Source organism: Mycobacterium sp. 1245852.3 (assembly GCF_001669335.1).
Taxonomy (GTDB): Bacteria; Actinomycetota; Actinomycetes; order Mycobacteriales; family Mycobacteriaceae; genus Mycobacterium; species Mycobacterium europaeum_A.
The window spans coordinates 1-11337 of sequence record NZ_LZLL01000074.1 but is presented as its reverse complement, the minus strand read 5'-3'; the positions used below and the strand labels follow the sequence as shown (position 1 = coordinate 11337).

Genomic DNA, 11337 nt, shown 5'->3' with positions numbered 1-11337 from the left:
TCGCGGGTCATTGCGATCCCGCGGCGCGGCAGCGGTAAGTGCGTACACCCTGCGGCCGATCACCAGCGTGATCCCGCCCGAACGGGCGTGGGGTCTGTGGTTATCGCGCCAGATCGTCGCCAGGATCATGGGGACATTCGGCCCCTCGCTCGCGGGCACCCGCGTCGAATCCGTCGACACCAGGCTGCCCGACGGTCGGCGCGTCAAGGGCGAATGGGTCTATGGACCGCGCACGCCCACCAGCGGCACCGAGCGATCGTCGACGAGCGAGGGTGCGATCTACTACGTGCACGGCAGCGGCTACGCCGTGTGCTCGCCAAAGACCCACCGCCGCTTGACATCCTGGTTATCGGCCCTGACCGGGCTGCCGGTGTTCTGCATCGACTACCGACTCGCTCCGAAGCATCGCTTCCCCACCGCGGCCGACGACGTCCGCGCCGGCTGGGACTGGCTGGTCGACACGGGCATTGTTCCGCCGAAACACATTGTGATCGCTGGAGATTCGGCGGGTGGTCACCTGTCCGTCGACTTGCTGCTGCAGCCCGGGGTCGAGCACCCCGCCGCCATGGTGCTGTTCTCGCCCCTGTATGACCTCACGTTCGAACTGGCGCTGGCCCGTGAGCGGATACGCCCCGATCCCGCCACCCGGGCGGCGAACGCGGTCCGCCTCGTCGGCCTCTACCACAGCGGCATCGACCTCACCCATCAGCGGCTGACGCTCGACGTCGCGGGGGGCCCGGCACTCCCCCCGACTCTGATCCAGGCCGGCGGCGCCGAGATGCTGCAGGAGGACGCGCGCCAGCTCGCCGCCGACATCCAAACTGCCGGTGGCAGATGCGAACTGCAGATCTGGCCCCATCAGGTCCACGTCTTTCAGGCGCTGCCGCGCATGACACCGGAGGCCGCCAAGGCGATGGCCTACGTCGCGCGCTTCATCGCGCATGCCCTGCAGGATGCGCGCGCCGTCACCGAAGGGACCCGCTGACATGTTGGACAGACTCCTCAACAGACCCAAAACCAGCCAGTGCGCCTCGGCCGTGGTGACCGGCGCCGGCAGCGGCATCGGGGCCGCGTTCGCCATTGAACTCGGCAAGCGCGGCGGCGCTGTCGTGTGCAGCGACATCGACCAGGCCGCCGCACAGCAAACGGCCGACACGATCACCGAGCAGGGCGCCAAGGCGACCGCCATCCGTTGCGACGTATCGAGATTCGAGGACGTGCAGGCGCTGGCCGAACAGTCGCAGGCCTGGTTCGCGGCCCCACCCACGCTGGTCATCAACAACGCCGGTGTCGGCGCGGGCGGTGCCGCCATCGGTGACGCACCGCTGGACGATTGGGGGTGGACCCTGGGCATCAACCTGTGGGGGCCTATCCACGGCTGCCACGTGTTCGCCCCGATCCTGCGCGAGGCCGAGCGGTCACGCGCCCCCCGCGGCATCATCAACGTGGCCTCGGCCGCCGCGTTCGGAGCGGCACCCGGCATGGCCGCCTACAACGTCAGCAAGGCCGGTGTGCTCTCACTCTCGGAAACCCTTGCCGCCGAATTGGCCGGCACGCCGGTGCGGGTCACGGTGCTGTGCCCCACCTTCGTCAAGACGAACATCCTCGAATCCGGCAGGATCAGCGAGCAATCCAGCGAGCTGGCCGCAAAACTGATGCGCTGGACCGGATTATCCGCCGAGAAGGTCGCGCGGGACTGCCTGGACGCTCACGACCGCGGCGAGCTGTACTGCATGCCGCAATTCGACGCCAAGATCGGCTGGAACATCAAACGGCTTGTCCCACAAACCTATACGCGTGCGGCCGGCCTGGTGTCCCGCATCAACCTGCCCTGATCACCGAACGAAAAGGAGCTCCCGATGGCCATCGACATGGAAGCCATGCTTGCCAAGATCAAAGACCGCCAGTGGGCACTCGCCGACATCGACTGGGATGTGCCCGGCGCCGAACTGATCAGTGACGAACAGCGGCCACAGCTCAAGGCTTTCATGGCCGACCTGTGCTGGATCGAAAACATCGGGGCCAGGGGCTTCGCGGCGCTGGCGAAAAAGGCACCCACACCGACCATCGCCGAGATCTACCGCTACTTCCACGCCGAGGAGCAGCGCCACGCCAACGCCGAACTGGCGCTGATGAAGCGCTGGGGCATGCTCGAAGACGGCGAGATTCCCGAGCCGAATGTGAACATACGGTTGGCGATCGACTGGTTGGACCGCTGGGCCGACGACATGCCGCTGTCCCTGCTGGGCACCGTCATTCCGATGCTCGAAGTCGCACTGGACGGTGCCCTGTTGAAATTCCTCCTCGACGAGGTGCACGACCCGCTCTGCCACCAGGTTTTCGAGAAGATTAACAATGACGAATCACGCCATCTGGTCGTCGATTTCGAAGTTCTCGACATGATCGGACACGCGAAGATCCGACGGCTGCTGATCGACTTCGTCGGCCACAATGCCACTCCGGGCCTCATCATCGGTGCGATCATGGGCGCGCCGCTGATCAACAGGATCCGCAACGAGATCACCGCCATGGGTATGGAGCCAGAACGCCTCTACCGGGCTGTCAAGCGGTTTAAGGAGCTTGGCGACCGCGGCGAAAGCACCAGGCGGGTACCCACTTATCGTTTCCTGAGGCGCTACGCCGGGGTGGTCACCAACCCCCGCCACCCGTACCACCTGTTGGCGAATTCGATGGTCTGGCTTTCCGACCGGTACCCGCGGCCGCTCCTGCCGTCGGTACCCACCTGGGTCGGAGAACTCACCCACGAGCCGGCGGCATGACCGTGGCGAACAACCGCGCCCACGCGACGCTCATCATCGGGGCCGGTTTCACCGGCCTGGGGGCGGCCATCCGTCTGGCCGAGGCCGGCATCGACGACGTCGTGCTGCTCGAACGCGCCGACCGCGTCGGCGGGACCTGGCGCGACACAACGTATCCCGGCGCCAGCTGTGACGTCCCGTCGCTGCTGTACTCCTACTCCTTCGTCAAGAACCCGACCTGGTCACGCACCTACTCACCCGCCCCCGAGATCTACCGCCACCTCGAGGACATGGCGAACCGGTTCGACATCCGCAGCCGCATCAGGTTCGGCCACGAAGTCAAGGACTTGACCTTCGACGAGGAAGCCGGCATCTGGACCGCGACCACCAAGAACCGCAAGAGGTTTCGCGCCCGCACCGTCGTGCTCGCCTCGGGCCCCTTGTCCGACGTCAGCTTCCCCGACATCCGGGGTCTGGACAGCTACCGCGGACACAAGATTCACAGCGCACGCTGGGATCACGACTACGACTTCGCTGGCAAGCGGGTCGCGGTCATCGGTACCGGCGCCAGCGCCATCCAGATCGTCCCGGAGCTGGTCAAGCGCGCCGGATTCGTCAAGGTCTTTCAGCGCACACCGTGCTGGGTGTTGCCACGCTTGGACGTCGCCACCCCGCCGGCCGTGCAATCCTTGTTCACCAAACTCCCTGCTACCCAACAGCTTGCGCGCCAGGCACTGTACTGGGGCCACGAGGCAAGCGCCACGGCCCTGGTCTGGGACACACCGCTGACGTCGCTGGTCGCCCGGCTGGGGCGGGCCCACCTGCGCGCCCAGGTGAAAGACCCGTGGCTGCGCCGTCAGCTGACGCCGGACTTCCGACCCGGATGCAAACGCATGCTGGTGTCCAGCGACTACTACCCGGCGCTGCAACGCGACAACTGCAAGCTCATCGACTGGCCGATCGCCACGTTGAGCCCGGCCGGCATTCGCACCAGCGACGGCATCGAGCACCACCTCGACTGCATCGTCTTCGCCACCGGCTACGACGTGCATCTCACCGGTCCGCCCTTTCCGGTCACCGGGCTCGGCGGTCGCTCGCTGGCCGCCGAATGGGCCGCCGGCGCACAGGCTTACAAGAGCATCAACGTGCACGGGTATCCGAACCTGTTCGTCATGACCGGGCCCAATTCCGGACCGGGCCACAACTCGCTGCTGGTCTACATCGAGGGTCAGCTCGACTACGCCGTGCGCGGCATCACCACCATCCTCAACGACGACCTGCGTTATCTCGACGTGCGTGACGAGGTCCAGCGTCGGCACAACGAGGACCTTCAGCGCCGGCTCACCAAGACGACCTGGATGTCGGGGTGCCGCAGTTGGTACCTCACCAAGGACGGATTCAACGGGTCGATGTACCCAGGTTTCGCGACGCAGTATCTTCGCCAGATGAGGGTTTTTCGATACGAGGACTACCAGGCGGTGGCACGCCGCGCCCAGACCCAGGCCACCGCGTCGGCCTGAAGGCCACACCGACATGGCCACCGAGCGCGCATCGCGGCCCGAACCCGGCACCATCGCCGGCGTGCTGCACAACGTGCGGCGCGCACCCAAGCGCGTGCGGCGCCAATCGCGGGAATACCGCCAACTCATCGAGGGGGCGGTGTCCCAGCTTTTCGAGTCGGCCGTCCGGCAGCCGCACGGCGACGCGAACTCCGGTGAATACCGGATCGACGACCTGGCCCGGCTGGCCGGCACCACCACCCGCAACATCCGCGTCTACCGTGACCGCGGGTTGCTGCCGCCCCCGCTGCGGGTGGGGCGCATCGCCCTGTTCAACGACACCCACCTGACCCGGCTGCGACTCATCACCTCGATGCTCGACCGCGGCTACAACATCGCGCACGTGCGAGAAATGCTGAGCGCGTGGGAGGAAGGCAAGAACCTCGGCGACGTGCTGGGTCTGGAAACCGCCATCGTAGGCACCTGGACGACGGAGAAGCCGGAAACCGTATCGCTGACCGACGCCCAGCGACTGGTCGACGACGCCGATGCGTTCGAGCGCCTGGTGGCGCTTCAGGTGATCCGGATCGATGGGACACAGGCCACCATCACCCGCCCGAAACTGATCGAGGCGTTCAACGAAATCCGCGGCTACGGCGTCAAATTGGACAAGCTGATCGACCTGCACGAACAGATCGTCCCCGAGATCGACAAGATCAGCGACATGCTGGTGCGCGCCGGGGCCGAACACGTGCTCGACCGCATCAAGCCCGGCGAACCGCTGCCTGCCGACGCCGAAATCGCCGAGCTGATCACCATGTTGGTGCGCTTCCGGACCCAGGCGGTGGCGACCGTGACCGCCACGCTCGCGTCGTCCATCGAATCCAATATCGAGTCGCTCGTCGGCCGCATCCTGACCGACTATCTCGAATCGACCTCTTCGGTCTGAGGCCGGCGTGCGCGCACCTGACCGCTCAAGCTATTGGCGCGCAATCAGATACGGTGCCAACGTGGACAGCTTCTCGCAGGTCTCTTCGAACTCGCGATCGGGGGTGGACTCTTCGATGATGCCCGCACCCGCCCGCAGCCACGTTTTACCGTCACGTTCGTAGGCCGCCCGCAGCGTCAGCGCCGCATCCAGGCCGCCGTCGGCCGAAATCATCACGACCGCACCCGAATACAGCCCGCGCGGGCCCTCGTCGAGGCGCATGATCGCTTCGACGCCACCGGCTTTCGGGATGCCCGACGCGGTGACCGCCGGGAACAGCGCTTCGAGCGCGTCCATCCGGTCGTTCGAGGTGTCGAGCCGACCGCTGACCGTGGAGCCGAGGTGCTGCACGCTCCCCCGTTCCCGCACGGTCATGAAATCGGTGACGACGGCGGTACCCGGTTCGGCGATCTCGGTCATTTCCTGCAGCGAGCTTCGTACCGAAATGGCGTGCTCGACAATCTCTTTGGAATTCGACTCCAGGTCGTCGCGGGCCTGGCGGTCATGGACCTCGCCGCGCCCGAGCGCGCGGGTACCCGCCAGCGGCTCGGTCACCACGACGCCGTCCTGGTGCACGGCCGCGACCAGTTCGGGGCTATAACCCACGGCGCGAATTCCGCCCAGCCGCAGCAGAAACGACCTCACCGGGGTGTTGTGCCGCCGGGCCAGCCGATAGGTGGACGGGAAGTCGAGCGGGAAAGGCACATCGAGTGAGCGGGAAAGGATGACCTTGTGGTAGCGGCCCGCGGCGATCTCGCCCACGGCCGCCGCGACCCGATCGCGGTAGCGGGACGGGTCGGCGACCACGTCGACCGCCGAGGCGGCGCGCACGTCGGGCACGCCGTCGCCGAGCACACCCAGGACTGCGTCCCGGTGGTCGGCCGAGGTACCGAACAGGCGGACCCCCTCCCGGGTCACCACGATGCGACCGTTCGGCCAAAAGACCCTAGCCAGTGGGGTTCCTGGCGCCAGCCGCTGCTGCAGCCCGTAGCGGTACACGCCGAATTCGAAGGCGATCCAGCCGAAGAGTTGATCGGTCTCCAGCAGCAGCCGGTCGATGGCTTCACCGAGAACCGGGCCCGGCCGGCCCGACCATTGCTGGCATTGGGTCACGCCGGCGCGGATCACCCGCAGCTCGTCGCTGTCCAGCTCGATCATGGCGCGCACGCCGGTGGCGAGCACCCATTCACCGCCGCGCTCGTAGAGCAGATACTCTTCCCCGACGCGCTCGGACAGCACCACGGCCAACTCGGCCGCCAGGTCCGCCGGATCGATATGCACGGGAAGCGGGATCGACGGCGACTCAGAGCCGGCGGAACTTGTCTCGACGCTGACCTCGGTCACGGTTAGTAAATGTAGCCTAACCTATGTAGCTGCGCGCAACCGCTCCCGCCAAGTGACCCCGCGATTGCCCCGTTCAGCTAAAACTCCCGCGGAGTTAAAGCCTCGGCCGGCCCGCGGTCGGCGGGCCGCCCCTAGCGAGACGCCGGCGCCTGCGACCCGTTCACGCAGGCAGAGCAGGGTAAAGGACGTCGCCGTGGCGCCGGCCCTGCAGGCCCCTGTGAAGATCGCCACTCCAAAGCTTTCCCAAGCGTTTACGTTGCGGCCGCACAAACCGTCGCTGCGGCAGCCAGACTTTTCGTAGCGCGCACTGCCCACCGGAGCCCGCATCCGCCGGATTGGAGGAACACCATGTTCATCATTCGGCTTTTCAACGGCGAGGAAGTGCATGCGAGCGAAGGCGACGAGCTCGAAATCAATCCACAGACCGGCGTGCTTTCGGTTTCCCGGATCGACGGATTCGAGGAAATAACCACGCATTACTCACCGTCGGCGTGGCATTCGGTGACGCACCGCCAAAAGGGGGCCGGTGTGCGGCCCTCGCTCGTCCCGTCGGCCCGTTGAGCCGAATTTGACTACACAGTAAACGCACAGCACCTTCACACCAAACTCGCGGCCGCCGCTGCGCCCTCGGACGCGGGTTTCCTCCCCACCGATTTGGCTTTGACCAGTGCTTTTGTCGGTTATCAACAGCGATGGGACGACCCGCCGCCCTGTGTGCTTTCAAGTGGCGACGGGCCGGCGGCGGGGATAAATTCTTGACGGTCGTCGGGATGTTTCGTGGTTGCTCCGCTTGCGGACGGTGCTTCCCCAGATCAGCGCTTTAACCAACGGAGGCATCGATGCTGCAAGAGTTCTGGCACAACTTCACCCATAACCTGTTCAAACCGCTACTGCTGTTCTTTTACTTCGGATTTCTGATTCCCATCCTGAAGGTGCGGTTCGAATTCCCCTATGTCATCTATCAGGGATTGACGATGTACCTGTTGCTGGCCATCGGCTGGCACGGCGGGGAAGAGCTCGCCCAGGTCAGCGCATCGAGCGTCGGTGCCATCGTCGGCTTCATGGTGTTGGGCTTCGCGCTGAACTGCCTGATCGGCGGGTTGGCCTATTTGGGGCTCAGCCGCCTGAAATCGCTACGCAAAGTCGACCGCGCGACGATCGCCGGCTACTACGGGTCTGACTCGGCGGGAACCTTCGCCACCTGCGTGGCCGTCCTGACCGCGGTGAACATCGCTTTCAACGCCTACATGCCGGTGATGCTGGCCGTCATGGAGATTCCGGGCTGCCTGGTGGCGCTGTATTTCGTTGCGCGACTGCGCCACCGGGGCATGGACTCCGCCGGCTATATGCCCGACGAGGCCGGCTACACACCGCCGGTCAAGGTCGGGGTCGGCCCGGGCACCGCCGCGCGCCCTCCCCACGGCCAGAGCCTCGAGAGCCAGGAGGAAGCGGCCATCGAGCAGGAGCTGGAGCTCTCGCTGGAAAAGCTGGAGCATCCGGATTGGGAGCCCGACCAGAGCCCGCCGCGCCCGAAGGGCAAGCGGGTGCCCATCTTCTCCCGGGAGCTGTTTCAGGAAGTCTTTCTCAATCCCGGCCTCGTCCTTTTGATGGGGGGCATCATCATCGGTCTGGTCAGCGGGCTGCAGGGACAGAAGGTCGTGGCCGACGACGACAAATTCTTCGTGATGGCCTTCCAGGGCGTGCTGTGTCTGTTCCTGCTCGAGATGGGCATGACGGCGTCGCGCAAACTGAAGGACCTTCGCACCGCCGGACCCGGATTCATCGTGTTCGGCCTGGTGGCACCTAATGTCTTTGCGACGCTGGGCATTATCGTCGCCTGCAGCTACGCGTCGCTGACCCACACCGATTTCAAGACCGGAACCTACGTGCTGTTCGCGGTCCTCTGCGGTGCGGCCTCCTACATCGCCGTCCCCGCGGTCCAGCGCCTGGCGATCCCGGAGGCCAGCCCGACGTTGCCGCTGGCCGCCTCACTGGGTCTGACGTTCTCCTACAACGTCACCGTGGGCATCCCGCTCTACATCGAGATCGCCCGCGTCTTCGAGCGCTGGTTCGGGGTCTGACCGCGCGGACGACGCCGCTACCCCAGGATCGTTCGCACCACGGCGTCGGCCAGCAGCCGGCCGCGCGGCGTCAGCACCAGCCTGTCACCGTCGGACACCAACAGCCCGTCGGTGACCACGCCGTCGGCGCGGCCGCGCTCGGCGGAACTGAGCAGGCCAACCGGAAGTCCTTGGCGTAGACGCGTTTTCAACAACACGTCCTCGGTGTGTAAGGCGTCGGCATCGAGCTGCTCGAATCCGGCCACCGGCAGCTCCGCGGCGCCCAACAGTTCCGCATACGCGTTGGGATGCTTGACATTCCACCACCGCGTCGTGCCGAGGTAGCCGTGCGCGCCCGGTCCGGCGCCCCACCACTGGCCGCCGTCCCAGTAGCCCAGGTTGTGGCGGCATTCACCGCCGGGTCGCGACCAGTTGGAGACTTCGTACCAAGACATCCCGGCCTGCGACAGTCGCGCATCGACCAATTCGTAGCGGTGGGCCAGGACGTCGTCGTCCGGTGGGGCCAGTTCGCCGCGACGGACCCGCCGGGCCAGCGCGGTGCCCTCCTCGACCACCAGCGCATAGGCGGACACGTGATCCACGCCGGTCTCGATCGCCGTGTCGACCGAGCGCAGCAGGTCGTCGTCGGACTCCCCCGGAGTTCCGTAGATCAGATCGAGGCTGACGTGCTCGAAACCGGCCGCCAAGGCTTCGCGGGCGGCGGCCGCGGACCGGTTCGGGGTGTGAATGCGGTCGAGGACGCCCAGCACCCTCGGCGACACCGACTGCATCCCCAGCGACACCCGGGTGAAGCCGGCCGCGCGGATGGCGTCGAAGAAATCCGGCCAAGCCGACTCGGGGTTGGCCTCGGTGGTGACCTCGGCGTCAGCCGCCAGCGTGAAGTGGCGGCGCAGCATGTCCAGCAGCGTGGCCATCCGCGCGCCGCCCAGCAGCGACGGCGTGCCGCCCCCGACGAACACGGTGGTCACCGGCGGTGCCTGCAACCGCGCGGCGGCCAGTTCCAGTTCGGTCCCCAGTGCGCTCAGCCACGCGTCGGGGTTGACTCCGCCCAGCTCGGCGGGGGTGTACGTATTGAAATCGCAGTAGCCGCAGCGTGTTACGCAAAACGGAACATGCACATAGATGCCAAACGGCCGCCCAGCGACCGCCCCGACGTCGGGCAGCTCGACCGGTTTTTCGCGAATGGCCATGCCAAATGATCCCACGAAGAGCGGGTGGCCCGGGGCCGTCGGCCCCGTCTGCACCGGCGGCCGTTCCGCATGGATTCACCGCACGGTGGTCCTGGGCATTCGGGGTGGGATCCCCCGTTGCGGGCCGGTAGTTTTAATCACCGTGAGCCGAGATTTGACCTGCTCGCATGGCCCTTCGGCATCCATGGCACAATGGGTGACGTGACTGTCAACCAGCCCGGCCCGCACATGGTGCTCGTGGCGCGACGGCACATTGATCTCAAGCGCGTTTGCAGCTGTATCTGTCTGCCTTGACGTGGTAGGCCCAGCCCCCCTGTGTCTCCAGCTGGCAGACGGTTTTGCGCCGCCCGAAAGTGTCGGTGAACTGCGCTCGCTGCGCTGGCGATCTTTTTGAAGGAGAGAACTTCCGATGACCACCGCCCGACCCGCGAAGGCCCGTAACGAGGGCCAATGGGCACTGGGAAATCGTGAGCCGCTGAACCCGAACGAAGAGATGAAGCAGGCCGGCGCCCCGCTGGACGTGCGGGAGCGCATCGAGACGATCTACGCCCGCAACGGCTTCGACAGCATCGACAAGAGCGACCTGCGGGGGCGTTTCCGCTGGTGGGGGCTGTACACCCAGCGCGAACAGGGCTACGACGGCACGTTCACCGGCGACGACAACGCCGAGTTGCTGGAAGCCCGGTACTTCATGATGCGGGTGCGCTGCGACGGCGGCGCGCTGTCGGCGGCCGCGCTGCGCACGGTGGGCCAGATCTCCACCGAATTCGGCCGTGACACCGCCGACATCACCGACCGCGAAAACGTGCAGTACCACTGGATCGAGGTGGAGAACGTCCCGGAAATCTGGCGGCGACTGGCCGCCGTCGGGCTGCAGACCGCCGAGGCGTGCGGCGACTGCCCGCGGGTGATCCTGGGCTCACCGCTGGCCGGTGAGTCGCTCGACGAGGTGCTGGACCCGACCTGGGCGATCGACGAGATCGTGCGCCGCTACATCGGCCAGCCCGACTTCGCCGACCTGCCGCGCAAGTACAAGACCGCGATCTCGGGTCTGCAGGACGTGGTGCACGAGGTCAACGACATCGCTTTCATCGGCGTCAACCACCCCGAGCACGGTCCCGGCCTGGACCTGTGGGTCGGTGGCGGGCTGTCGACCAACCCGATGCTGGGCCAGCGGGTCGGCGCCTGGGTGCCGCTCGAGGAGGTGCCCGAGGTGTGGCACGCGGTGACCTCGATCTTCCGCGATTACGGCTATCGGCGACTGCGCGCCAAGGCGCGGCTGAAATTCCTGGTCAAGGACTGGGGCATCGAAAAATTCCGTGAAGTTCTGGAGACGGAGTACCTCAAGCGGCCGCTGATCGACGGTCCCGCCCCCGAGCCGCTGAAGCACCCGATCGACCACGTCGGGGTGCAGCGGCTCAAGAACGGGCTCAACGCGGTGGGCGTCGCCTCCATCGCCGGACGGGTGTCGGGCAC

The 11337-nt window shown here is 66.3% G+C and carries 11 protein-coding genes; 9 read left to right on the top strand and 2 right to left on the bottom strand.

The window, feature by feature from the left end:
- The 5 genes from A9W96_RS03290 to A9W96_RS03270 all read left to right on the top strand — a co-directional run.
- The coding region (locus A9W96_RS03290; protein WP_197499387.1) for an alpha/beta hydrolase at positions 1-985 on the top strand (985 nt) is incomplete at its 5' end.
- 1 nt (position 986) lies between these two features.
- Positions 987-1835 carry an SDR family oxidoreductase gene (locus A9W96_RS03285; RefSeq protein ID WP_067137913.1) on the top strand — a complete coding sequence of 283 codons (849 nt, stop codon included), beginning with the start codon at positions 987-989 and terminating at the stop codon, positions 1833-1835.
- A gap of 24 nt (positions 1836-1859) precedes the next feature.
- On the top strand, positions 1860-2780 hold the full coding sequence (locus A9W96_RS03280) for a reductase (protein ID WP_067137911.1): 921 nt from the start codon (positions 1860-1862) through the stop codon (positions 2778-2780).
- Entirely contained in the window at positions 2777-4279 is a 1503-nt protein-coding gene (locus A9W96_RS03275) for an NAD(P)/FAD-dependent oxidoreductase (RefSeq protein WP_067137906.1), read from the top strand. The genes A9W96_RS03280 and A9W96_RS03275 overlap by 4 nt, the downstream gene beginning before the upstream one ends.
- 13 nt (positions 4280-4292) lie before the next feature.
- A complete protein-coding gene (locus A9W96_RS03270; protein WP_066868889.1) occupies positions 4293-5207 on the top strand; it encodes a MerR family transcriptional regulator in 915 nt (304 codons plus the stop codon).
- A gap of 30 nt (positions 5208-5237) precedes the next feature.
- On the opposite strand, the gene A9W96_RS03265 is transcribed toward A9W96_RS03270, so the two are convergent.
- Complete coding sequence (locus tag A9W96_RS03265) at positions 5238-6590, bottom strand: salicylate synthase (RefSeq protein ID WP_066876974.1); 1353 nt, start codon at positions 6588-6590, stop codon at positions 5238-5240.
- Between the two features lie 348 nt (positions 6591-6938).
- Here A9W96_RS03265 and A9W96_RS03260 point away from each other — a divergent pair, with 348 nt between their 5' ends.
- Together A9W96_RS03260 and A9W96_RS03255 are read left to right on the top strand one after the other, a co-directional pair.
- Positions 6939-7151, top strand: coding sequence for a hypothetical protein (locus A9W96_RS03260; protein ID WP_066868883.1), 213 nt, complete (start codon positions 6939-6941; stop codon positions 7149-7151).
- Positions 7152-7429: 278 nt separating this feature from the next.
- Positions 7430-8671: a sodium-dependent bicarbonate transport family permease gene (locus A9W96_RS03255; protein WP_066868879.1), complete on the top strand. Its 1242-nt coding sequence runs from the start codon at positions 7430-7432 to the stop codon at positions 8669-8671.
- A gap of 17 nt (positions 8672-8688) precedes the next feature.
- Here A9W96_RS03255 and hemW read toward each other — a convergent pair whose 3' ends face one another.
- Complete coding sequence (hemW, locus tag A9W96_RS03250) at positions 8689-9861, bottom strand: radical SAM family heme chaperone HemW (RefSeq protein WP_066868876.1); 1173 nt, start codon at positions 9859-9861, stop codon at positions 8689-8691.
- Positions 9862-9930: 69 nt separating this feature from the next.
- On the opposite strand from hemW, the gene A9W96_RS33200 reads away from it, so the two are divergent.
- Together A9W96_RS33200 and A9W96_RS03245 are read left to right on the top strand one after the other, a co-directional pair.
- Complete coding sequence (locus A9W96_RS33200; protein WP_369829216.1) at positions 9931-10155, top strand: Ms4527A family Cys-rich leader peptide; 225 nt, start codon at positions 9931-9933, stop codon at positions 10153-10155.
- A gap of 115 nt (positions 10156-10270) precedes the next feature.
- A partial coding sequence (locus A9W96_RS03245; RefSeq protein ID WP_197499386.1) for a nitrite/sulfite reductase occupies positions 10271-11337 on the top strand: 1067 nt, incomplete at its 3' end.

Coding starts and splice junctions, on each gene's coding strand:
- A9W96_RS03275 (WP_067137906.1), top strand. CDS start 2,777: ATGACCGTGGCGAACAACCGCGCCCACGCGACGCTCATCATCGGGGCC.
- A9W96_RS03255 (WP_066868879.1), top strand. CDS start 7,430: ATGCTGCAAGAGTTCTGGCACAACTTCACCCATAACCTGTTCAAACCG.
- A9W96_RS03285 (WP_067137913.1), top strand. CDS start 987: ATGTTGGACAGACTCCTCAACAGACCCAAAACCAGCCAGTGCGCCTCG.
- A9W96_RS03280 (WP_067137911.1), top strand. CDS start 1,860: ATGGCCATCGACATGGAAGCCATGCTTGCCAAGATCAAAGACCGCCAG.
- hemW (WP_066868876.1), bottom strand. CDS start 9,861: ATGGCCATTCGCGAAAAACCGGTCGAGCTGCCCGACGTCGGGGCGGTC.
- A9W96_RS03270 (WP_066868889.1), top strand. CDS start 4,293: ATGGCCACCGAGCGCGCATCGCGGCCCGAACCCGGCACCATCGCCGGC.
- A9W96_RS33200 (WP_369829216.1), top strand. CDS start 9,931: ATGGATTCACCGCACGGTGGTCCTGGGCATTCGGGGTGGGATCCCCCG.
- A9W96_RS03260 (WP_066868883.1), top strand. CDS start 6,939: ATGTTCATCATTCGGCTTTTCAACGGCGAGGAAGTGCATGCGAGCGAA.